General features: G+C 42.8%; 21 protein-coding genes and 1 tRNA gene. 13 read left to right on the forward strand and 9 right to left on the reverse strand.

All coding sequences use genetic code 11. From position 1 onward, the window contains the following. Positions 1-89: 89 nt before the first annotated feature. On the reverse strand, positions 90-464 hold the full coding sequence (locus Q3A68_RS07815; protein ID WP_302900503.1) for a hypothetical protein: 375 nt from the start codon (positions 462-464) through the stop codon (positions 90-92). A gap of 128 nt (positions 465-592) precedes the next feature. Beyond that, a complete protein-coding gene (locus tag Q3A68_RS07820) occupies positions 593-1,327 on the reverse strand; it encodes an NUDIX hydrolase (protein ID WP_302900504.1) in 735 nt (244 codons plus the stop codon). A gap of 121 nt (positions 1,328-1,448) precedes the next feature. Here Q3A68_RS07820 and Q3A68_RS07825 point away from each other — a divergent pair, with 121 nt between their 5' ends. The 3 genes from Q3A68_RS07825 to Q3A68_RS07835 all read left to right on the forward strand — a co-directional run bounded on the left by Q3A68_RS07825 (position 1,449) and on the right by Q3A68_RS07835 (position 4,345). Continuing rightward, positions 1,449-3,077 (forward strand): carboxylesterase/lipase family protein, encoded by a 1,629-nt coding sequence (locus Q3A68_RS07825; RefSeq protein ID WP_302900505.1) that lies wholly within the window; start codon positions 1,449-1,451, stop codon positions 3,075-3,077. 112 nt (positions 3,078-3,189) lie between these two features. Then, positions 3,190-3,975 carry a HipA family kinase gene (locus Q3A68_RS07830; RefSeq protein ID WP_302900506.1) on the forward strand — a complete coding sequence of 262 codons (786 nt, stop codon included), beginning with the start codon at positions 3,190-3,192 and terminating at the stop codon, positions 3,973-3,975. Next, positions 3,962-4,345 (forward strand): DUF3037 domain-containing protein, encoded by a 384-nt coding sequence (locus tag Q3A68_RS07835; protein WP_302900507.1) that lies wholly within the window; start codon positions 3,962-3,964, stop codon positions 4,343-4,345. Before Q3A68_RS07830 ends, Q3A68_RS07835 begins: the two co-directional genes overlap by 14 nt. A gap of 21 nt (positions 4,346-4,366) precedes the next feature. Here the strand turns inward: Q3A68_RS07835 and Q3A68_RS07840 are convergent, their stop codons facing one another. Genes Q3A68_RS07840 through Q3A68_RS07850 form a run of 3 tightly spaced genes read right to left on the reverse strand, consistent with a single transcriptional unit; the run spans position 4,367 to position 5,792 of the window. After that, entirely contained in the window at positions 4,367-4,726 is a 360-nt protein-coding gene (locus Q3A68_RS07840; RefSeq protein WP_302900508.1) for a SnoaL-like domain-containing protein, read from the reverse strand. 60 nt (positions 4,727-4,786) lie between these two features. Continuing rightward, positions 4,787-5,386: an FMN-dependent NADH-azoreductase gene (locus Q3A68_RS07845; RefSeq protein WP_302900509.1), complete on the reverse strand. Its 600-nt coding sequence runs from the start codon at positions 5,384-5,386 to the stop codon at positions 4,787-4,789. A gap of 31 nt (positions 5,387-5,417) precedes the next feature. After that, positions 5,418-5,792 carry a DoxX family protein gene (locus Q3A68_RS07850; protein ID WP_302900510.1) on the reverse strand — a complete coding sequence of 125 codons (375 nt, stop codon included), beginning with the start codon at positions 5,790-5,792 and terminating at the stop codon, positions 5,418-5,420. A 115-nt stretch (positions 5,793-5,907) separates the two neighbouring features. Here Q3A68_RS07850 and Q3A68_RS07855 point away from each other — a divergent pair, with 115 nt between their 5' ends. The 3 genes from Q3A68_RS07855 to Q3A68_RS07865 all read left to right on the forward strand — a co-directional run bounded on the left by Q3A68_RS07855 (position 5,908) and on the right by Q3A68_RS07865 (position 8,231). Beyond that, a complete protein-coding gene (locus Q3A68_RS07855) occupies positions 5,908-6,276 on the forward strand; it encodes a winged helix-turn-helix transcriptional regulator (RefSeq protein WP_302900511.1) in 369 nt (122 codons plus the stop codon). Between the two features lie 43 nt (positions 6,277-6,319). Continuing rightward, the gene (locus Q3A68_RS07860) at positions 6,320-6,529 is read left to right on the forward strand and encodes a hypothetical protein (protein WP_302900512.1); all 210 of its coding nucleotides are present in this window, start codon (positions 6,320-6,322) and stop codon (positions 6,527-6,529) included. A gap of 286 nt (positions 6,530-6,815) precedes the next feature. Then, a complete protein-coding gene (locus Q3A68_RS07865) occupies positions 6,816-8,231 on the forward strand; it encodes an MATE family efflux transporter (RefSeq protein WP_302900513.1) in 1,416 nt (471 codons plus the stop codon). Between the two features lie 15 nt (positions 8,232-8,246). On the opposite strand, the gene Q3A68_RS07870 is transcribed toward Q3A68_RS07865, so the two are convergent. Both Q3A68_RS07870 and Q3A68_RS07875 read right to left on the reverse strand, forming a co-directional pair. Beyond that, positions 8,247-8,771 carry a DinB family protein gene (locus Q3A68_RS07870; protein ID WP_302900514.1) on the reverse strand — a complete coding sequence of 175 codons (525 nt, stop codon included), beginning with the start codon at positions 8,769-8,771 and terminating at the stop codon, positions 8,247-8,249. 175 nt (positions 8,772-8,946) lie between these two features. Further along, positions 8,947-10,299: a lipopolysaccharide biosynthesis protein gene (locus Q3A68_RS07875; protein ID WP_302900515.1), complete on the reverse strand. Its 1,353-nt coding sequence runs from the start codon at positions 10,297-10,299 to the stop codon at positions 8,947-8,949. Between the two features lie 608 nt (positions 10,300-10,907). On the opposite strand from Q3A68_RS07875, the gene Q3A68_RS07880 reads away from it, so the two are divergent. Genes Q3A68_RS07880 through Q3A68_RS07895 form a run of 4 tightly spaced genes read left to right on the forward strand, consistent with a single transcriptional unit; the run spans position 10,908 to position 15,797 of the window. Then, on the forward strand, positions 10,908-12,443 hold the full coding sequence (locus Q3A68_RS07880; protein ID WP_302900516.1) for a peroxidase family protein: 1,536 nt from the start codon (positions 10,908-10,910) through the stop codon (positions 12,441-12,443). A gap of 26 nt (positions 12,444-12,469) precedes the next feature. Then, positions 12,470-12,865, forward strand: a complete 396-nt coding sequence (locus Q3A68_RS07885) for a sugar dehydrogenase complex small subunit (protein ID WP_302900517.1) — start codon at positions 12,470-12,472, stop codon at positions 12,863-12,865. 2 nt (positions 12,866-12,867) lie between these two features. Beyond that, positions 12,868-14,568, forward strand: a complete 1,701-nt coding sequence (locus Q3A68_RS07890) for a GMC family oxidoreductase (protein WP_302900518.1) — start codon at positions 12,868-12,870, stop codon at positions 14,566-14,568. Further along, on the forward strand, positions 14,538-15,797 hold the full coding sequence (locus Q3A68_RS07895; protein WP_302900519.1) for a ferritin-like domain-containing protein: 1,260 nt from the start codon (positions 14,538-14,540) through the stop codon (positions 15,795-15,797). Before Q3A68_RS07890 ends, Q3A68_RS07895 begins: the two co-directional genes overlap by 31 nt. Positions 15,798-15,855: 58 nt before the next feature. Here the strand turns inward: Q3A68_RS07895 and Q3A68_RS07900 are convergent. Next, a tRNA-Arg gene (locus Q3A68_RS07900) sits at positions 15,856-15,927 on the reverse strand. Between the two features lie 156 nt (positions 15,928-16,083). Here Q3A68_RS07900 and Q3A68_RS07905 point away from each other — a divergent pair. Genes Q3A68_RS07905 through Q3A68_RS07915 form a run of 3 tightly spaced genes read left to right on the forward strand, consistent with a single transcriptional unit; the run spans position 16,084 to position 22,257 of the window. Continuing rightward, entirely contained in the window at positions 16,084-17,274 is a 1,191-nt protein-coding gene (locus Q3A68_RS07905) for an ROK family transcriptional regulator (protein ID WP_302900520.1), read from the forward strand. Between the two features lie 39 nt (positions 17,275-17,313). Beyond that, complete coding sequence (locus tag Q3A68_RS07910) at positions 17,314-20,643, forward strand: SusC/RagA family TonB-linked outer membrane protein (RefSeq protein ID WP_302900521.1); 3,330 nt, start codon at positions 17,314-17,316, stop codon at positions 20,641-20,643. Between the two features lie 27 nt (positions 20,644-20,670). Further along, positions 20,671-22,257: a SusD/RagB family nutrient-binding outer membrane lipoprotein gene (locus tag Q3A68_RS07915; RefSeq protein WP_302900522.1), complete on the forward strand. Its 1,587-nt coding sequence runs from the start codon at positions 20,671-20,673 to the stop codon at positions 22,255-22,257. Between the two features lie 125 nt (positions 22,258-22,382). Here the strand turns inward: Q3A68_RS07915 and ychF are convergent, their stop codons facing one another. Continuing rightward, a complete protein-coding gene (ychF, locus tag Q3A68_RS07920; protein WP_302900523.1) occupies positions 22,383-23,486 on the reverse strand; it encodes a redox-regulated ATPase YchF in 1,104 nt (367 codons plus the stop codon). Positions 23,487-23,695 lie beyond the last annotated feature (209 nt).

Here is a 23,695-nt window from a genome sequence, read left to right on the forward strand (position 1 = left end):
AACGACAGACACGCTAAAAAGGTTATATCACTATTAATTATTAAGCAATGTATTTATCCACATTTTTGGGGTTTACCGGTTTGGAAAACTTACGGGTGATGTGTCTTCTGCATCATTACCTTAACCGCTTCGGCAATAAACTGACGGCCACGTTCATCCATACCAAGTTTTTCATAGCCGTCATATAATTCATAGCTAATACCGCCGTTGCCATTGTTTTTCGCTTCCAGTTTTTTACTGTCTTGCTGGTATTCTACATAACCATCCCTCGAAATACTTCTGATCGCAGTACCATCCTCGTTAAAGCTGATATGCCCGGCATATTCTATTCTCAGATAATGGTCATTACTTTTTTCTACAATTGTTGTATGCCTGTTGCCGAATGAGCATGCTGCTAAAAACAGCATTCCTGCCACTAATAGGGCTATCCCTGATTTTTCCATATCTTTTCTTTTAATCGTCATAAATGATGAATAAACAAATATATATAATATTATAGTACTATTCAATGCATAGTACTATAAAAAATAAATTATTTATTGTAGAGACGCGATGCATCGCGTCTTTGCGGAAGTAATCTGGAGTGAGGTGTTTAAATGTTTTTAGAAAAGCGGTACAGATAAGGCGCTTTGTGAGCCGCGCCGGTCCATTTCTTAGCGACGCGCTCTAATATGCCCAGGCTTAGCATTTTGCGCTGAAAAGCGGGACGGAGCAGCTTTTTGTCGAGTATGGTTTCATAAAGAATCTGGAGATCGCCCAGAGTAAACTCTTCCTGCATGAGGTTAAAGGCAATCAGTTTGTTATCCAGGTCAGTTCGAAGAGATGCTAAAGCTTTCAGAATGATAGTATTATGATCCTGCATTAATTTAGGAATGATAGCCAGATCATACCAGGCGCAGCTGTCAAATATGGTATCGGGTTTTGGGACGACTTTTGTAAAATCAACCAGGGCATAGTAACCGACCGATATAAACCTTTGCAGTAGCCAGTGGTTATCATCATGCGTGATATTATTGGCAATCAGGATGTCTTTCATTGGCCGCGGGTCGGATCGTCCATAATCACCAAAAACATAAAATTGCTCTAGGTAAATATTTTTTAGTCCGGTCCGCTCACTTACAATTCTGTTTGCTGCATCATTCAGATTTTCCGTTTTGTGAATGAATCCTCCTGGTAAAGCCACAACACCAGTTTTGTTATAACGCATCAGCAGCACCTTTAACTGATGATCGTGAAAGCCAAATATCACTGCATCAATAGCCAGTCCGTGCATAAAGTCGGTTCCGGTAGTTCCGGTTTCATTTTCTGACGGCTCGTTCTTGTTCATAAACTATCACGAAAATTACAGTAATCATTTGATATTCTGGTGTTCGATTTTTATTATTGTAACATTGTGTTACAATAATAATCTAAATTCCGTCAAACCAAATTATCAAATCAGAAATATTATGAGAAAAACGACTCTCGTGTTATTGGCATTAGCTACGCTCTGTTGCACTAATGTATTTGCACAAAATAACCAGGTAAAAATTGAGAACGGAACGCTGGAGGGTATTACCAATGAAGCTACCGGTATCCGCAGCTTTAAAGGTATTCCATTTGCCCAGCCACCTGTTGGCGATCTGCGCTGGAAAGAACCTCAGCCCGTAAAAAACTGGGACGGCATACGCAAAGCCGACCATTTCGGCAATAATCCTATGCAGAAGAATGTGTTTGGCGATATGATGTTTCGCTCTGCAGGGATGAGTGAAGACTGTCTGTACCTGAATGTATGGACGCCGGCCAAATCATCCAAAGAAAAATTGCCCGTGCTGGTTTATTTCTATGGCGGTGGCTTTGTTGCAGGCGATGGCTCTGAATCGCGCTATGATGGCGAAAGCATGGCCCAGAAAGGTATCGTTGCATTAACAGTAAACTACCGTCTCGGGGTATTCGGTTTTATGGCGCATCCTGAACTGAGCGCTGAGTCACCTCACCATGCTTCAGGCGATTATGGTTTGCTGGATCAGTATGCCGCATTGGAATGGGTGAAGAAAAATATAGCAGCATTTGGCGGCGATCCGGATAAGATAACCATTGCAGGAGAGTCAGCAGGTTCGATAGCCGTTTGTGCTCAAATGGCTTCGCCCTTATCAAGAAACCTGATCGCAGGAGCCATTGGCGAAAGTGGTGGCATGATCGCGCCAACCATCCCGGCAATTCCACTGGCTGATGGGGAGAAAAACGGGGTTGCTTTTGGTCAAAAGGTTAATGCGACTTCCTTAGCGGCATTACGTGCTATCCCGGCCGATCAGGTGCTGGAAATGGCTTCCAAACAAGGTATGCCGCCGATGTCACCCGTTGTAGATGGTTATTTTTTAGATAAAACGCCGAACGAAATATTTGCAGCGGGTGAGCAGGCTCACGTGCCGCTGCTGGCTGGATGGAACTCGGCCGAAATACCTTACCAGGCATTTATGTGGGGCGATGCACCTACTCCGGAGAATTACCTGAAGAAGTTAAAGCAAACCTATCCTGATAAAGCTGATGAGGTGCTGAAATTATATCCGGGTGCCACACAGGACGAGGTAATCAAATCAGCTACCGAACTGGGTAGTGACCGCTTCATCGTTTACAGCACCTGGAAATGGGCCGATCTGGTTGCGAAAACAGGAGGTAAGCCGGTTTATACTTACATTTTCGGAAAACCACGCCCAGAAATGGTAGCTTCGATGGGCAACGCTAAGGCTGGTTTTGCAGGTGGGGTAGTCAAAGGCGGAGCTGACGACGCTCAGAAAAAAGCGCCTGCACCATATCCGGGTGCCGTGCATTCTGCCGAGATCGAGTATGCAATGGGTAATCTGCCCGGCAACAAAGTATACGACTGGAAGCCTGAAGATTTTAAAGTCTCGGCAACTATGGAAGATTATTTTGCCAATTTTATCAAGACCGGAAATCCAAATGGTAAAGGCTTGCCAAAATGGGAAGCTAATAAAGGCACAGTGACGAAAAGCATTGCCATCAATATAGAAACTAAAATGGAGCCGTTGTTAGTTGATCGCTACCATTTCCTCGATCAGCAATACACGAAAAAGTAAAATAAGAGAAACAAGCGCTAAGAGCCAGGACGTTTTTTATCCTGATTCCTGGCTCTTGTTTCTTGACTCTATCTTGCGGGGATTTTATAGCTTTGTTCCCGGCTAAAACAACATGACTTTTAAAACTCCTGAATTACGCACTGTTAATGTAACCCGTTATGTAACCCCTTTGCGCGAGGGCGGCTCATTACCAGCCATTGCAGAGGCGGATGATGGCTTCCTGTATGTGCTCAAGTTTCGTGGTGCAGGGCAAGGGGTGAAGGCACTGATTGCTGAATTGATAGGTGGAGAGATTGCACGGGCATTAGGATTTAAAGTTCCTGAAATCGTTTTCGCCAACCTGGATACTGCTTTTGGGCGCTCAGAACCTGATGAGGAAATACAAGACTTACTGAAAGCCAGCGTTGGGTTAAACCTTGCCTTGCACTATTTTTCGGGTGCGATAACCTTTGATCCGGTAGTGACAAAAGTCAGCCCAAAACTGGCTTCACAGATAGTCTGGATGGATTGTTTGCTGACCAACGTCGACCGCACACCACGCAATACCAATATGCTCACCTGGAACAAGGAGTTGTGGCTGATCGATCACGGGGCCTCTTTATATTTTCATCATTCGTGGGATAACTGGAAAGAACAAGCCGTGCGTCCATTCATGCAGGTGAAAGATCATGTATTGCTATCAAAGGCATCAGAGTTGGATGCTGTAGATGAGGAGTTTAAATCGATCCTGAAATCGGATGTGATAAACGCCATCGTTTCCTTGGTGCCTGATGAGTGGATAAAAGGAGAATGGCTGGAAGAGCCGGATGAAGTCCGCGCAGTTTACGCGCAATTTTTGGAAGCCCGTATAGCGGCATCGTCTATTTTTGTAAAGGAGGCGCAACATGCAAGAGAATAACCTGTTTGAGTATGCCGTGATCCGCGTGGTACCACAAGTAGAGCGCGAGGAATTTCTCAATGTTGGGGTGATCCTCTATTGCCCTAAGCTAAAATTCTTGCAATGCCTTTGCGAAGTGGATGAAAAGCGCCTTTGCTCATTCTCCAATAAAATAGATATTGAAGACTTGAAAGGTCATCTCCATTCCTTTGCCGAAATATGCCGCGGCAGCAAGGATGGCGGCCCGATAGCCCAATTGGATATGCCTTCGCGTTTCCGCTGGCTTAGTGCTACGCGAAGTACGGTGGTACAAACCTCGAAAGTACACCCTGGACTGTGTTCCGATCCGAAAGAAACTCTTGAGAAGTTGTATAATCAGATGGTACTGTAATCAACTACTAGCTAGCCTTGGTTAGCCTATAAAAAACTGCTGGCTGATTATTTTACCGTCTTTTACTTTGTAAAGACATATTTCCTCTACTTCCATATGTCCCTGGCCCTGCACTTCGAAAGACATTTTAAGACTCAGGGTAAAGTAGCTGCCTGCAATGATGGGTTCGGATAAACTGATCTTATGGATAGCAGTAATGCGCGAAAAAAAGTCCTTTTCGCGTTCTAACAAGGTGGCCAGCCCTTTTAGCGGCTGACCACTTGTATTTAGCGGATCAATGCTTTCAGCATCTTCTGAAAAGAGTAGCTGGTAAGCCTCTACAAACTTTTGTTCGCCTACCATTTCTTTCAAGCCATTGGCAATTTCATGAATTGTGAACATAAAATGATAACCCGGCTTGGATGGTTATTGTTTTCTCATACTGTTATTGACATAAAAACGTCACACAACAATGCTGTCAATCCCTTTTTGCAAAGCAGTTTCTTTCAGATCCGGTACATTAGTGCCTTCGGCACGGAATGTTGTAATATCGGTAATGCCAATGAATCCTAGTACGGCTCTCAGGTAAGGCTCTGCAAAATCAAACGATTTCATCGGGCCGTTTGAATAAACTCCACCGGATGCAATAGCCAGGTAAACCTTTTTGTCCTTTACCAAACCTTCGGGACGCCCTGTTTGATAAGAGAAAGTTTTGCCTGCACGAACAAGATGGTCCAGCCACGCCTTTAATGCAGAAGGGATATTGAAATTATAGATCGGTACGCCAATCACAATAACATCTGCTTCCATTACTTCCTGTATAGCTTCATCGGAGTGCTGTATAGCTTCCTTATATCCTGGTGTCGGGTTTTCGGCGGGTGCAAAGAAGGCGTTCAAATGCGATTCTTCAAGGTGAGGATATTTCTGCACAACCAAATCGCGTAATTTAACCGTGCTTCCAGGGTATTGTTCAGCCAGTTTTTCAACTATAGCATTGCCTAATTGAGTGCTGTTAGAGGCTGTGCCCCTTGCACTGGATATAACATTTAGTATCTTTTTCATTTTTTGATGTTTTTATAATAGAGTTATCAGATTAAGCTGTTTTCAAAACAGGGCTGCGTTTGTGGTAAGTCAGATAAGAAACAATAAGAAAAGCCAGGAATATCAGGGGCATTACCCTGTAGTTAACGGGATCACCTGAAGCCGTATGTGCAATAAATGCCGAAACATAGGTGATCACAAAGCCTGCATATACCCACTCCTTAATTCGTGCGGAGACAGGGGCGATCAATAGAATTGCGCCAATCACCTTGCCATAAGCCAGCTCGACACGGAAATAATCCGGATAACCCAAATGGCGGAATGCCTGCAGCATGGCATCTTGTGTTAAGTAAGCATAGGCAGTGTATATCGACATGATGGTTACTATAACCGTTGTGGCCCAGTAAGTAATTTTAATTGCTTTCATCTTTTGTATTTTTTTGTGAGGCAAAACTATGTACATTTGCTTATAAAAAGTTAGCACTATACAAAAGGTTAGTAGTAACCTTTTTGTTAGCGGTGTATTAGATGGACAGATAGACATGAGAAAAATTCATTCAAAAGAGGAATGCACGCGGGCATTAACCGGGATTGGCGATGCATTTTATGTTGTTGGGGGCAAATGGAAATTGAGGGTCATCATTGCACTCAAAGGGGGGACTAAACGCTTTAATGAATTGCAGCGTACCATCACCGGTATTTCAGCCAGGGTGTTATCGCATGAATTGAGAGAACTGGAGATGAATGGTTTTATAAAGCGGACCGTTTTTACCCAAACCCCTGTGATTGTGGAGTATGAGTTAACAGAGTACAGTGATACGCTCGGACCTGTTTTATCGGCATTAAGCGAATGGGGTATTATGCACAGGGAAAAAATCAAAAAGGAAAGATTGGTGGCTGAAGTGGTTTAATTAATAATACCTCGGTATATTTACAATAGAAAAAGGGTTTGGTATGAGTATTGATCAGTTTAACCGCCGTATGATCGAGATCGAGGCGGCAAATCGTGAGGCCTTTAAGGGGCGGCGCATTTTCAGCTACTTCGAACTGGACCCCGACCGGGGTACCGAAAAATATATCATCGATATCGACCCAAACAAAAAGCTTCCTCAAAATATACGCGACGAGATACAAAAGGCCTTTGATAAGTTCCTGGTGAAGTAAGGGGAACGAGGGCTGAAAGCTGAAACTGTTTTGTTGTCCCAACAGATTCTTGGCGGGGGGCATTCCGATTAAAAGGGCTTGCGACTCCCGTCTTTTGACTTCCATTTAATTTCTCACAACCCTTGGATTTCCCAAACAGATTTTTCTATATTTGTTACTCAATCCTAATCGTCATGAAAATAGCAATAGTCCCCATGCGATTTAGAATCAGGGGATAAAACTTCCGGTTTTTCTTTTTCAGCATCTCGCTGAACCGTTCCAATTTTAACCTATTAATTACTTTTTCATGGCAACAGATCAAACGACTGCTATTAGCAGATCAACAAGAATATTTACACTTATAAAAGAATCGCTTCGCGGCGGTAATCACGATTTTACGCGCGGCAGTATCCGGCGTGCAGTATTATTATTAGCAATCCCGATGATGCTCGAGATGGCGATGGAATCGGTTTTTGCCCTTGTCGATCTATACTTCGTAGGGCATTTACCCCACAGCAGCTATGCTATTCAAACTGTTGGATTGACAGAATCCTGCCTGACGATTATTTACTCACTGGCAGTGGGCATGAGTATGGCTGCAACGGCTATAGTCGCGCGCCGCATTGGAGAAAAAAATCCTGTTGAAGCGGCCAAAGCCGGTATGCAAACCGTTACGTTGGCTATACTAGTCAATTTTGTAATTGGGATTGCCGGTTTCTATTTCGCCAGCAATATCCTGTCATTGATGGGCGCATCGGCTGAAACGGTGCGGTTGGGTACCAACTATACCCGAATTATGATGGCCGAAAGCCTGATCATCGTTATGCTGTTTTTGGTGAATGGTATTTTCAGGGGAGCAGGTAACGCGGCAATAGCTATGCGCAGCCTTTGGATAGCAAACATTGCTAATATCATCCTGTGTCCTTTATTTATCAATGTATTGGGCTTCGGACTAACAGGAGCAGCTATTGCTACCACAATTGGCCGGGGAACCGGTGTTTGTTATCAGTTATATCATTTGTTTAATGGCAAAAACCTGATAAAAGTCCGCCTGGCATATTTGAAACCGCATTGGGAGCAGATAAAAGCCATACTCAAAATCGCTATTCCGGGCATATTACAGTTTGTGATCGGATCATGCAGCTGGATATTCCTGGCCGAGCTGGTGGCAACTACTGGCGGCGACCATGGCTCGGCCGGCTATCAAACCTCCATCCGTTTAATGCTGTTCTTTATGCTTCCGGCATGGGGTATGAGTAACGCCGCTGCTACATTGGTAGGGCAAAACCTGGGTGCACAAGAGTTGGGTAGGGCGGAAGACTCCGTTTTTAAGACGGTGAAGTACAATGTGCTTTATATGGCTTGTGTAACGGTCATCACATTTTTATTGGCCACATACCTAACTGGCTTTTTCACCAACGACGAGCAGGTGAGACAAGTAGCGACCCGCTCGCTTCAGATATTGAGTGTGGGCTATATCTTCTATGGTATAGGCATGGTGATGATGAGTGCCTTTAACGGGGCTGGTGATACCTGGACAACCACCTGGGTGAATTTGTTCGGCTTCTGGCTGTTACAGGTTCCGTTGGCTTATTTGCTAGACAAAAATTTCAATATGGGCATAACAGGCGTGTTTTTAGCTATCCCGATAGCCGAAACCTGTATGGCGATTGCCAGCTTCTTCTTGTTTAAAGGCGGTAAATGGAAAAAGGTGAAAGTGTAAACTTTCACCTTTTCTTTATAACCTGTCCCAAAATGCGGGCGGATTAATACCTAATGATCGTAGGTACACAAAACCTTGCGCACGATGATGGATCTCGTTATCTATCCAGTAAAAAATAATATCTGAGGTGATGCCTTCATAGGCACCAAATGCTTTCATAGTTTCGTGAAACCGTTGCCTGGGAATCAGGGGCCAAAGAGAATCGATCTTATAAGTTACATCATCCCAGGTGTTTAACAGATCCTCTTTAGTATTCGTGAAAGAGCTACCCGAATGATGACTCAATTCACTGATGGGTGTTTCTGTATCACTAAAAAGATCCTGCATGCCTGCATCGGCAATACCAATAATTTCTTTTATCATTTCGGCAAAAGGGCGCATACCGCCTATGCAGTGATCGAATAATTCCTTTTCGGGGAAAGCTTCAATTACTTTACGGGTTAAGCGGCGATGTCCCTGCCAGTGTTCTAAAATTGACTCAGGCGTAGTGAATCCGTCGATAGTTTTGATGTCCTGTTGGTTTGCTGCGTTGTTTTCCATTGTGGTTTGCTTTTGATTTCTATATCAAAGTAACGCAGCGGTAATGACAGCCCTATGTCAACAGGGATGATCTTTCTATAAATGACAAGTTGTGACCCCTGTTAATTGCATTTTAGGTGAGCAATCCTTTTCCAAACGGTTCAAAGGTGTTCTTTTTTTCAGTGGGGGTGAAAGATTATTTATCCCAAAGCCCTGTCGCTGTTTTGTTCAGTATTTTGTTGCATTGTATATGCAGGATTATGCCCATAATTACAAAAATAAATACATTGGAGAGTGTCACTCCAGCGATATTGAAAAATCTAGCCAAAAATATGGCGATGGGGATATTTACGATAATGCTAAAGATGTAGAGATACAACTGGATCCTGATCTTACCAATTCCATTCAGAAAAAAGCAGTTTACCTGCATCAGGTTAAAGCCAACAACATACAAGAACATAGCTATTGAAACGGAGAAAGGGACGTCGACTTTACCGTGCAGCCATATTTTGTATACAAAAGGCGATACGATCAGTAGCAGAAATGCGCCGGCTGATAATATCAGCCAAATGTTTCTGGTCTTCTTCAGGGTTCTTCTCATCCAGACGAAATCGTTTTTTGCATAGGCATCCGTATACGCGCTCCAAAAAGGTGTTAATATGATACTGGATACCATTATCACCATTGAAAAAAGTCTATAGGCTACATTGAATACGGTTACATTTTGAGGCCCAAACAGTTGTGTAATGATAATGTTATCGGTTTGAAAAAGTATAAGGGCACCAATTTGTATAATGAAAAATACCCCACCAATACCCAGGAGATCTTTTACATATTTAAAATTTACCGCCTTAAAACTAGGAGCTACTATTTTATATTCTGTGCTGTAAAGCCAAATACTGGCCAGAATTTGTACAACGACAGGAATTCCGGCAAGTGTGAGTCCGAGATATAACAATGAACCTTTCGTTGTTTTCGTCAGGGCAAAAATAATACCCAATACCAGCAATTGCCCTATTACACTTATCAGCGATGATTTTGCCGGCGCATGAAATGCTGTCAGTACCGTACTGATTATTTGAGATACAAACTGGAGGCAGAAGAAGCCAAAAACAATGAGTGCCAGTTCCGTTAGATTGTTGCTTTGTGCATTTAATATCTTCGGCCAATTGATAAAGTTATTTCCTATCAGAAAGACAATAAACACACCTGAAGCAATAAGGCCAAGCACTGCATAAGTCGTGCTCACATATGTGACCGATTTGTCATATTGTTTTAATGCGTTCGTTTCTGCAAGTTTATTTTTAAGCCCATTTCCCAAACCCACGTCAAAAAAGCTCAGCCAGCTGATAATAGAACTTAACGTTACCCAAACGCCATATTCGCTTTGATTCACATAGGAAATGGTCAGCGGTATCAATACAAAACCGACCACTATGCTTATGCACTTAAGAAAAAATGAAAAAGCTATGTTCTTTTTCGCAAGGACGGTTCTCTCGTGACCTTTAGAAAAAAATGCCGAGATGGTGTTCTTTAAAGTTCCTATCATTATCAGAGCATAAATGCTTATTCGGGCAGTTATGTTTTTATTGAATGTTTAAACCTGCACTGTATACGTAGAAAAATTACAAAATGGTCGTTTGAAAATAAAAAAGCCTATCTATTTAGCAGAAAGGCCATTTGTGTATTCTCGGAGAGATTTGAAATCTCATCATCAGCACCGGAATCTGACATTCTATCCATTGACCTACGGGAACAATGCAGTGCAAATATATAATTTAGCTTTCAGCTATTTAATTATTCCTGAAATCAAACAGCAAACCCGAATTGCATTATATCGGCATCCTGCACAATATAGATTTTGCCCTCAATAGCCATCTTGACAGCTTCCATAATCAGTAAATGTTATAGCCCGGCGATCACGCAAATACCGTAAAAATACGTGACCAAATACCGTTAAAAAACGGGTTGTAGACAGATGTTTTTGTGCTTAGATTTAAATTAACAAAACCTTGAAAAACAGGCTTAAAAAGCCGGAGTCTTGATCGATGGCGAATAAAAATAGGCCATTCAAATATAAATTGATTAATGCCGACAGTATTTGCAGACATAAATCAATCCTTAATGTCTAGAAATTAACCAAACCGAAATTTTGTTATGAAACGACCACATGGTGCACAGCCCAGAGGGCTGTCTCAACAGCCTTCGTCACCTTCATTTGAAGGTACATTTGGCAGAATGTTCAGAACGTTACCAGCAGCTCATTTTTCAAATGATGCGCTCGAAAAACTTGCAGCGAAAATGGTTGCACCGTTGGATGATCCGCCAACGCCGGAAGATCAGGTTGATGATGAAGAAAATCAGGGAATAGATGCCGGTTATACCTATTTCGGCCAGTTTATAGATCATGATCTGACGTTTGATCCTGCGAGCAGCCTGCAGAAGATTAATGACCCGAATGGTTTGGTGGATTACCGCACACCAAGATTTGACCTGGACAATCTTTACGGACGTGGCCCGGCTGATCAGCCTTACATGTACGAACCAGACGGCATCCATTTTCTTCTCGGACCTGAACTAGGCGGTAACGAGAAGGATAAAAACGCTCGTGGACTTCCCCGTAATAACAGTAATCCAAAAAGGGCAATCATTGGTGACCCGAGGAACGACGAAAATGTGATTGTCTCACAATTACAGTCCAATTTCTTGCGATTTCATAATGTCATTGCCGACCATTACCTGGCCAGGAATCCGAATACAACCTTCGAACATATTCAAAAAGAAGTGAGATGGCATTATCAATGGGTTGTCTTGCACGATTTCCTGCCGACTATTGTCGGACATGAAATGGTGCATAGTATATTGCCACACCTCAAACTTGGCAAGAAAATACATGAGGTTAAGCCTGATCTCCGCATTTATTCATGGGAGAAAGATCCTTTTATACCAGTTGAGTTTTCTGTGGCTGCCTACAGGTTTGGCCATTCTATGGTCAGGCCAATTTACCGCTTAAATCTCGACCTGGAACGTAAAACAATCTTTGCAAAAGATGGCAATAATAGCCTGAATGGGTTCAGAGAGTTTCCTCCTGGTTGGGCTATAGATTGGGATCTCTTTTTCAACCCCGGCAATGCTCCGTCATTGGGAAAAGACCGCACTCAAAAGTCTTATAAGATCGACACCTCATTAGTTAATCCGCTTGGTGATCTGAGGTTGGATGCAGGTGCAATTTCAGGTGGCCCGCCATCACTGGCACTACGCAACCTTCTTCGCGGAAGAGAATTTAGCCTGCCTTCCGGGCAGTCTGTTGCCAAATTGATAGGCGAAGAAGTAATTGATGACTCAAAACTGAGAGTGGGCAAAGCCAATGAAGATGGCGAAAACCCAGACCAGAAAACCGGCAAAATTGCTAATGGGCTTCTTGTAGATATTTCCGCGGAGTTTAAAGGCAATGCACCCTTATGGTATTATATTCTTGCCGAAGCCCAACAGGAATTTAAAAAGAATGAGACGCCTATCAGGTTGGGTCCTGTTGGCGGAAGAATAGTTGCGGAAGTATTTATTGGGCTTCTGCTGGGGGATCAGCACTCGTTTTTGTCGCAGCACCCTGACTGGAAACCGCTAAAAGAATTTGGAGGCGCTGCATTCAGGATTAAAGATCTGCTGCATCTGGCACGCGATGGTAAAGTGTGATTTTGATAACTTTAAAATGTAAGACGATGGATGAGCTATTTCTGAAATTATCCGAGGTGCTTACCGGCTTTAACAACCTAAGCCCGGAAGCCGCTAAATTGTACCATCAAAAACTATCAGAAAGTAACGCAGCTGGCCTGGAAAGCCTTTTGACAGCGTTTAAAGCTTTGTTACGCGATCCGAAAAATGATATCGAAGAACGGGTGAGGCAGAAAATCTGGGCCGATTCTACATTAAAAAGCGTTTGCCAGTCAATTATACTTATATGGTATAATGCCTCCATAAACCCTGGCAGTGGTATAACATGGCAGGCTCCGCCACAATTTTACTACGATGCTCTTTTATGGCGGGCTGTCGAAGCCCACCCGCCTGCCATATCGGGGGGCTATTTTGGCTATTGGAGGTATGCCCCAGAAAATTAGTTATGAAAAAGTACGATGTTGTGATCATAGGCGCCGGAGTTGCCGGCGCATTAATAGCAAACGAGCTCGCCAAAAAGGGACGCAGTGTATTGATTCTTGAAGCTGGTGTAAGAGGGCCAAAAGAAAGAACAGATCTTGTGGGAAACTATCTGAACTCCACTAACAGATCCCTGGGCTCGCCTTACAATGTTTTTCCTGCGGGCGTGATTAACAAGGCGCCAATTGAAGATGCTCCCAATCTGCCACATTATTACGATCAGGATTATAACCAACCTGATCAAAATAAATATTTTAAAAGCAACTATGAACGAAGAGTGGGTGGAAGCACCTGGCATTGGCTCGGAAACTGCCCAAGGTTGCTGCCCAATGATTTCGAGACGGCTAGTAAATATAAGATTGGTGTTGATTGGCCAATAAAATATAGAGACCTGGAAGAGTGGTATTGCCGGGCGGAACACGAGCTTGGCGTCGCCGGTGATCACGATGAATTAGACAATTACTTCGGGGCTTTCCGCTCACAGCCGTTTCCCATGCCGAAAATCTGGCCTTCGTACAGCGATTTGCTCATCACTCAAAAACTGTCAGGTTCAAGCGACCTTTGGTCAGAGTTCAACGACAAGCCGCTGGCGCTCATGTCTACCCCGCAGGCCCGTAATTCCGAACCATACGATGGCAGGCCAGTTTGCGCCGGTAATTCGTCATGTGTGCCCATCTGCCCGATAGGAGCAAAGTATGATGCTAGCGTTCATACCAAAAAAGCGGAGGCAAATGGCGCCGATTTATTAGATAAAGCCATTGTGACCCGTATTATCGCCGATGAATCGGGCAAAATCACCAGTGTTGAATACCAGGATTGGGAAGATAAAAAACACAATGTAAAGGGTGAAATCTTCGTCCTTGCAGCCAACGCCATTGAGTCTGCCAAGATTTTACTGATGTCTGACTTGGCCAATGAAAGCGACCAGGTTGGAAGGAACTTGATGGACCATCCGCAAGGGGAGGGGCAATGTATTGTAAATGAACCTGTCTTTCCTTTTCGGGGGCCACCCACCACATCTGGTATCGATAAATTCAGGGATGGCACGTTCCGCGCAAAAACAGCTGCATTCAGGCTATCCATGGGCAACGATGGCGGGGGCAGGTCAAACCCTCCTCAGGGAGTATTAAAGGAACTGATAAACGACAATTTCGGTGTGGTATTGAGGCAAAACCTAAAAGCTCGTGTCACCAGTCAATTCCGCATTAGTTTTCTTGCAGAAATGCTCCCTTCTCCGGACAATAGGGTAACATTATCACCCGATAAAGACGCTGCCGGTATTTTCAGGCCGCGTATAACATTTAGTGTGGATACTTACACGCTTAATAGTTTTGCTGTGATTGGAGAAGTAATGAAGTCTATTTTTTTGGCACTAGGATCAAAGCTGGAGGATATTAATGTTAAAAACCCCTCGTTCCTTCCAGCAGGGCATATAATGGGTACTTGCAGAATGGGTAATGACCCTAAAACATCAGTGGTTGACAAAAATCTTCGGTGTCATCAGCATCCAAATCTATATATCGCCGGGGCAAGCGTATTCCCCACTGTCGGATCAGCTAATCCTACTATTACAATAGCAGCATTGAGCCTCCGGCTTGCTTCATTTATCGAAAAACAATTTAAACCAGTAACTCAATGGCATCAAACGGAAAAAGGTCAGAAATAATTAGTTTGTTGAGTGAGGCCTGCGAATTAGAGCACGGGCTGGCTTGCTCATATCTGTATGCAGCATTTTCCATAAAGCAAAGCGCTTCAGAAGGCGACATTACCTGGGATCAGCTTCAATATGCGCGCAGGTGGGCTGGTCAGCTTTATTTTATTGCATCGCAGGAAATGTTCCACCTGTCGCAAGCCTGGAATTTGCTGACCGCCCTGGGGGGAACCCCTTATTATGGCCGTCCAAATTTCCCACAAAGCCATCGTTATTATCCGATCGATCTGCCCCTTGTCCTGGAGCCGTTTGGCGAACGTGCATTGAAACGATTTATATTTTATGAGCTGCCGGAACATGTTTCAGATGTTGAATTCCTGGTAAAAGAGTTTCATATACCTAAAGAGCGTATTCAAAAAGCTTTTACTGTTGGTAAGCTGTATGAAAGTATTTTAAACGGCATTAAGCAAATACCGGAGAGCAAGTTGTTCATAGGCGATCCGGCACTGCAGGTTGGGCCTGAGGTTTGCCATTTTAATGAGATCGTAAAAGTTACTAATCGCGAGACTGCTTTACGGGCAATACACACCATTACAGAACAGGGTGAGGGCACAAAAACCGATCAATTGGACTGCCATTATGGATTGTATCTGGAAATAGAGCGAGAATATAGAAATATGCGGATAGCAGCTACTGAGAAGGGTTTAAAATTTGAGCCGGCACGAAAAGTAATAGAAAATCCTATGCCGGCCTTTTATGCGGGTCAGATTCTTGCGGGGGCAAACGTAATCAAAAACGATTTCAGTAGCCATGTGTCTGTTCTGTTTGATAATATATATAGCCTTATGTTGCGGATGCTTCAATATGTTTTTCAGTCGGGCCCTTTGCCCGACGGACTCCAAAAAAACATTGCTGATGGCTCGATACAGCTAATGACGCGGGTACTTAAGCCATTAGGTGAGGCATTGACGCTTCTTCCTTCGGGACATGGAAACGACCTGAAATGCGGGCCTTCCTTTGGACTATACAGACATGTGTCGTTTCCAGCAAACTTTAGGGAAACGCTTTATTTGATTATAGAAGCATTAACCCAAAGTGCTGATCAATGTAAGGTTCTGAGCAATAACGCAGCGGCACCCGCCCAATTGCTCAATGCAACGGCAAATCTTGTTTCAGTACAGACTTATATATCCAATGTGGCTGCAATGAGTTTGGCCGAATTTGCGAGTGCAGTAAAATCCTGATCGGCCTAAAAAAATAGAAAACGGGACAACCATCAGAATTTGATGTTGCCCCGTTGAGTGTTCCCGACGAGATTCGAACTCATATCATCAGAACCGGAATCTGACATTCTATCCATTGAACTACGGGAACAATGCGCTGCAAATATAACTATTAGAAAGAATTAAGGGCATGGTTACTTTTTAAAATCAAAAGTGTAACATTTTTGAAATATTAAAATGTTTAAAAACTTTTTAAATTTTTTAGAAAGTTTTTAAAAATATTTATATTGCAATCGTAATATAAAACATGACCAAACTTTTACCCGAGTCACCAAGCCATTTGTCTATTGTTAAAGCATTGTACTTTAATGGCACAATTTCTTGCTCAGATATCAGCAAGATAACCGGCGCTAGCATTCCAAATGTTTCAAAAAATCTTTACGAGCTTATTGATGAGGGCTTTGTGATTGAAAAAGGATTTGCAGAATCAAAGGGCGGTCGCAAGCCGCTGATGTATTCATTGGTTGCCGGTAAGTTTTATATCGTATCGGTTGCGATGGACCAGTTTTCAACCAGGATAGCAATCGTTGACGTAAACAACAGTTTTGTTAAAGACGTTGAATGTTTTGATTTTAATCTATATGATGTCAATACAAGTGCAGACTATCTCATTGAAAAAATAAACGACTTTATTGATAACTCAGGCATAAGTAAAAAGGAAATTTATGGTATCGGTATTGCAATGCCCGGCTTTTTTGATATCAGTACCGGCACTAATAAAACCTTTTTAAAGAACGATGGCAAAAGCCTTCGTGATTATATCTCTGAATTTACCGGTGTTCCAACTTTTATTGATAACGACTCCAGCGCAATTGCTTTAGCTGAGTTAAAATTCGGGGTAGGCAGGACGAAAAAGGAGATTATGGTCATTAATATAGGGTGGGGGATTGGGTTAGGAATGATCGTAAATGGCAAAATATTCAGAGGATTTAGTGGATTTGCCGGTGAGTTTAGTCATATACCTCTATTCAAAAACGGGCGGATATGCAGTTGCGGAAAACGCGGATGTTTGGAGACAGAAGTTTCATTAGTTATTATTGAGCAAAAAGCTCAAAAAGCGATCAGCACCGGGGAGTACAGTACCATTACCGCTAATGAAAATGGTAAAGTAACCATATCCTCCATACTTGCCGAAGCTAATAAAGGAGACCATCTCGCAATAAAACTCATATCGGAAGCCGGGTACTATATTGGGCAAGGTATCGCTGTTTTGATACATATCATGAATCCGCAAAGTATTGTCTTAAGCGGAAAAGGAAGCGAAGCCGGTAAGGTGTGGTTAGCGCCGATACAACAGGCGCTTAACGAATTATGTATCCCCGCATTATTAAATAGTACCGAAGTCATCTTATCTCCGCTGGGTAGTAATGCCCAGTTAATAGGGGCAGCCGCCCTCGTCGTCGACAATGTCGATAAGTTAATTTTCGCAACTCAATAACAAATAAATAATCAATTAACTAACTAACAATCCAAATTTATGCAAAAACTCTACTGTGTTTGCAAAAGCGCTTTACTACTTCTGCTGGTTATACTGGCAAATGGCGCTTTTGCCCAGGTCGTAGTTACAGGTAAGGTAACTGATGACTCCGGCCCCCTTCCAAGTGTAAGTGTTTCCCTTAAAGGTACAACATCAGGTACACAAACTGATGTTAACGGAAAGTTCTCTATCAGCGCAAAAAAGGGCGACATTTTAAGATTTTCTCTTGTTGGTTATAAACCTCAGGAGGTGACTATTGCTAATCAAACTGTTGTTAACATCCGATTAGCGCCTAACAGCAATGAACTGCAAGCCGTCGTAGTAACATCATTCGGTATCAAAAGACAAGAAAGATCGTTAGGTTACTCTACGGCTACTGTATCTGCAAAGGAACTTACCGAATCAGGTAATACCAACTTTGCATCAGCTTTGTATGGTAAAGCCCCTGGTGTTCAAATTAATACCGCTCCGGGTGGTGCCAGCAGCGCTGTCAATGTGCAAATTCGTGGTATTAACTCTTTGGGGAGTATTGGACAACCTCTTTATGTTGTAGACGGGGTTATTTTACGAAGTGAAGGTCAATATGGTGCAAACGGACGTAACAATGGCAGTTACTGGGACGATCAGCGCATCCGCGGCAACGGTATATTAGATGTTAACCCTCAGGATATTGAGAGCTTAACAGTACTAAAAGGAGCAAGTGCAACCGCACTTTACGGCTCTGACGCTACCAATGGTGTCATTGTTATCACAACAAAAAAGGGTGCTAAAGGTAATGGCCCAAGAGTTGAGATAAATTACTACGGTAGCACTGAACAGGCTGCTTTTTTACCGCAGTTCCAAAATGTTTACGGACAAGGTTATGACCGTGCTACAAACGTAGCGGTTGGTGCTAACGAAGACGGCTGGATAGTAGATGCCCAGTCACCAACCGGTTTTCGCCCCAACTTCAGGCCATATGCCGATTTTGGTCCAAAAATGGATGGGCAAATGGTACAATGGTGGGATGGTTCAATTCGCCCTTACTCGCCTCAGCCGAATAACTATAAAGATATTTTCAGAACCGGTTACAGCTCATCTGCCAACGCTGCAATATCTAACCAAACCGACAACTATAACTATCGCTTATCTGCAACAAGATTGGACTACAGCGGTATTCAACGCGAATCCAACGTGCAGAAAAATACATTCAGCTTAAATAGCGGGGTGAAACTGAGCAAAAGCGTTAGTGTAGACCTGATCGCTAACTATGTTAATACTCTTACTCATAACCGTCCTTATCAAACCAACCAATTAGCTGCTTCATATGATGGCTTTTTTGGTCGTGAGGAAAATATGAACCTGGTGCTGCAAAAGTATCAAACATCGCAAGGATATGATTGGGTACCTAACGATCAAACTGCCCGCAACCCTTCAGAAGCATTTATTTTTAGAGTAAGGCCTAATCTTTATGATTATTTCTGGACCACGTTAAAAAACACTGCAGATGAAAATGAGAACCGCTTATATTCAAGCGCGTCTTTAAACTGGGATATCATTAAACATCTGAAATTCAGAACAAGGGTGGGTAATGACTTTACTTCACGCAGTGAGGAAGATAAACAATACAATCAGTATCCATCAGCTTTTAACCCTCAAGGCAATAGCACCGGTGGCTACCAGGTTTCTAATGGCATTTATTCTATTGTTTATAATGACGAGTTGTTAACTTACTCTAACAACCTAACCAAAGACCTGACTTACTCTGCAAGCGCAGGCTTCACCTACAGAACGGAGCACTACAGGGATCAGTCATCAGGAACTACCAATGGTTTGGTTACAGAAAACTTCTTCTCATTAAGCAATTCTTACGGTATCTTATCAACCTCTGCAACCAGGCAGGCACTTATAAAATACGGCTACTTTGGTATATTAAATTTTGCGTATAAAAATTACCTGTTTTTAGAAGGTACTGTGCGTCAGGAGTCTTCTTCTACGCTTCCACCGCAAAATAACAGCTATTGGTATCCTTCTGTAAATGGTGGTTTTGTTTTTACAGACGCATTTAAAGATGCAATGCCATCATTTTTAAGCTATGGTAAACTAAGGGCATCTTATGGAGTAGTTGGTACCCCCGCTCCAATTTACCGGTCAAATATATTGTACGCACAAAGTACATTGCAATCGGTTAACGGTCCTGTAACTTCATTGAGCATACCCGGCAGCTACGGTAACTCAACTCTAAAACCTGAAATGAAATACGAAAAGGAAATAGGGCTTGAAACCAGGTTTTTTAATGATAGATTAGGTATCGATGTAACTTATTACGCCAACAGGGTAAAAGACCAGATCATTCAGTTGCAGGTAGCACCGAGCAACGGTGGCGGCAGTCAGCTTGTTAATGGCGGCGAGATCGGCAGCCATGGCTGGGAAATTGCGTTAAACGGCACACCGGTTGTAACCAGCGACTTTAAATGGCAATCACGTTTGAACTTTGCATTTAACCGTTCAAAACTTTATAGCTTGCCAACAGGTGTTCCTCAGTTAATTTTCTATACTGCTGAACAAAATGCTATTTATATTTCAGCAAAACCAGGTGAAGAATTGGGTAATATTTATGTAAACCCTATTGCAACCGATGCTAAAGGCAACAAAGAAGTTGATGCCAATGGTTTGTTTATAATTGACAACAGCAGATACGTTAAGGCTGGTAATATACTACCAAAAGTGTCTGGTGGTATAGCTAATACTTTTAACTATAAAAACTTCTCATTAGACGTGCTGGTCGATTATCGCCTGGGTGGTAAGTTAGTGTCAACGCCGCAAAAATATGCGATCGGAGCAGGTATGTACCAGAGCACTTTAAAGTATCGTGATGCGGCACATGGTGGTATGTCTTATTATGTAAACAATTCAGGTACTTATGTGCCAACTTCAGCCAGCGCCGGGCCTAATGGAGAAAAAGTGTACAATGACGGTGTGATATTACCGGGCGTAACGGCAAGCGGTGCACCAAACACAACTATTATCCAGGCAGCTACTTATTACTTTAACACTTTCCAGTGGGGTAATCAGGCTGATAACCAGGACGGTGCCATTTTCAATAACAGCTATGTGAAATTACGTGAGGTTACTCTTGGCTACAAATTACCAAGCAGCCTAACCCAGCGTTTGGGTATCTATAATCTTAAAGTTTCAGCATTTGGCAGGAATCTATTGTACTTCTACCGGACATTGAAAAATCTGGATCCGGAAACGATGCTGGGAAGCGCGTGGTACAATCAGGGTGTTGATAATGGTTCTATGCCGGCGACCCGTGTCTTTGGTGTGTCATTAAATGCAAGCTTCTAAGTTGTTAAAACATTAAATAATCAGATAATGAAAAAAATACTTATAAATATCAGTCTTCTGCTTTCCGTTGTTGTAGCGGTAAGTTCGTGCAAGAAAAAGCTGGCCGACGACTATAATAATCCCGAACTCAATCCAAAGGCTAACATACCCGGTTTCTTCACAGCGATCCTTAATAACGACCGTGTTAGACCTTCATATTGGAATTTACGTACTTATTTGCTAACCGGAGTTGCAGTTTATTCGCAAAGCGCAAGTTTTGACAATGTAAACACGGCTTACCAGCAAAACGATGGCTATACCGGTAATTACTGGACCGATTTTTATTATGCCAGCGGCAACGGCAGCGGCGACCTTGCACTGTATACCGCTATGCAAAATACATTTGCCGGTCTTTCAGCTACTGATCAGGCTAATCAAAAAGTGTTCATGGAAGCTGCAAAAGTTGTATTGTATGACCAGGCTTCAAAAATGGTTGATGCATGGGGCGACATTCCATTCAGCAAAGCCGGCAGCCTTGAATCGGGCAGTATTGTTAAAGATGCTCCGTTTGATGATGCCAAAACACTTTATGCAACATTTATCAGTGGGCTTGACGAGGCCGCAACTTATTTCGGCGCATCAACTACAGTTTCATCATCCGGTTTTCAGAAACAGGATATCATGCTGCACGGTAGTTTAGATATGTGGAGAAGGTATGCCAACTCTATACGTTTACGCTTACTAATGCGCATATCCAATGTTGACGCAAGCGCACAAGCCACCGTAACCGCTATGCTGGCAGACCCTTCAGCTTATCCATTGATCGATGGTGGTAACGTAGGTACATATGACCCCGCATCATCTGACGTATTGCTACAGCCGCTTACAACTTACCAAAACTCACCTTTGAACGCTTTTACAGAAAGCAGCAGCTATTTTGCACCGGATTACATGCTTAATACCGTTATGGCACCGGCTAACGATCCACGTATGCCTGTTGTATTTGATAAGTTTGGAAACACCGTGAATGGTGTGTTTGTTCCAAATCCAACCTATAAGGCAATGCCTATAACTTATACGTCTGTGGAGCAGGCTAATAATTACACCAATTTCGCAATTTTAGACTCAGCCACTTTCCTGAACAATATCAAGTTGCCAGGTATCGTGATTACTGCATCCGAAGTGAATTTTTTGAAAGCTGAAGCTTATGAGCGTTGGGGAAGTACCGGTGCGGCGCAAACTGCCTACAATAATGCCGTAAGCCAATCCGTATCATTTTATTATTACTTGAACGGCTTAGGCGGTGGTAAAGTGCCTGCACCAACCCCTACAGACATTACTGCCTTTTTAAGTAACCCAAATGTAGCTTACTCAGGTACTTCTGATCAGAAACTGGCATTAATCTGGACGCAGAAATGGGCGCATTTCGGCTGCCTGCAGGCTGATGAGGCGTGGTCTGAATACAGAAGGACTAAATTTCCGCAATTAACATTTGTTACGCAAACCTTGAATGGTTACGCTCTGCCACCATCAAGGTTAGTTTATCCAAGTATCGAAACGGCATATAATAGTAACTATAACGCTGTTAGAGCTAAGGATACACGCGATACCAAGATATTCTGGGACGTAAAATAATTTTAAAGAGTAATGTCAGGGCTCCCAGTTTTTAAACTGGGGGCCCTTTTTTATGTATTAAATTCGTGATTAGCTAAGCGCGGAATTAATCATTCTTTCCATTAAACTGCAGGAACAGAACAACCTTACACATTAAACCTGAAATGCATAATATCGCCATCCTGCACAATGTAGGTTTTACCTTCAATCGCCATTTTGCCCGCTTCTTTAATGGCTGCTTCTGAGCCATTGTATTTTACAAAGTCATCATATTTGATCACCTCGGCGCGTATAAAACCTTTTTCAAAATCAGTATGGATCACTCCGGCTGCCTGTGGGGCAGTAAAACCTTTAGTGATGGTCCATGCACGGACCTCCTGTACACCGGCCGTAAAGTAAGTAGCCAGGTTAAGTAATTTATAAGCAGCTTTGATCAGTTTATTTACGCCTGATTCAGCCAAACCCAGATCATCCAAAAACATCTGGCGCTCTTCGTAGGTTTCGAGTTGGGAAATTTCAGACTCAATCTGTGCGGAGATGATCAGCACCTCGGCTTTTTCGTCTTTAACAGCGGCTTTCACCTTCTCTACATAAGCATTACCTGTGTTTACAGAAGCCTCATCCACATTGCAAACATACATTACAGGCTTTGCGGTAAGCAGCCATATATCGGAGATGTATTCTTTATCTTCCTCGGCAACAGGTGCAGTACGGGCTGATTTGCCTTCCAGCAAATGGTTTTTGTAAATGGTCAATACGTCAAAAGCCTTCTTTGCCTCTTTGTCGCCGCCTGTTTTAGCCATCTTTTCGATTTTGCTGATCTTTTTGTCAATCGAATCCAGATCCTTTAACTGCAATTCCGTATCTATGATCTCTTTGTCGCGGATGGGGTCAACAGAGCCGTCTACGTGAATCACATTATCATTGTCGAAGCAACGCAAAACGTGGATAATGGCATTGGTTGCGCGGATATTGGCCAAAAACTGGTTACCTAAACCTTCGCCCTTGCTGGCGCCTTTTACCAATCCTGCTATATCGACTATCTCGATGACATTTGGGACCGTATTCTTAGGCTCAACTATCTCTACCAGCTTATTTAACCGCTCATCCGGAACAGTAATCACGCCTACATTTGGTTCAATAGTACAGAACGGAAAGTTAGCCGCCTGTGCCTTGGCATTTGATAAGCAATTAAAAAGTGTCGATTTACCCACATTTGGCAAACCTACTATACCACATTGTAGTCCCATATTTTTTTAGAATCAAGATTCAAGAATCAGGAATCAAGACAGATCGAACCCTTTAAATCTTGGTTCTTGAATCTTGTCTCCTGGTCCTTTTTTGCGCCGCAAAGATAAAAGAAAAAAGTAAGCCTGTAATTTGAAAAAATAAACGACTTTTGCGCAGCGTTTCCGAAAAAATTAAATTAGTAACCAATGTAAAAAAACGAGGGCCTTAT

It is taken from the genome of Mucilaginibacter tolerans (assembly GCF_030519375.1).
Classification (GTDB): Bacteria; Bacteroidota; Bacteroidia; order Sphingobacteriales; family Sphingobacteriaceae; genus Mucilaginibacter.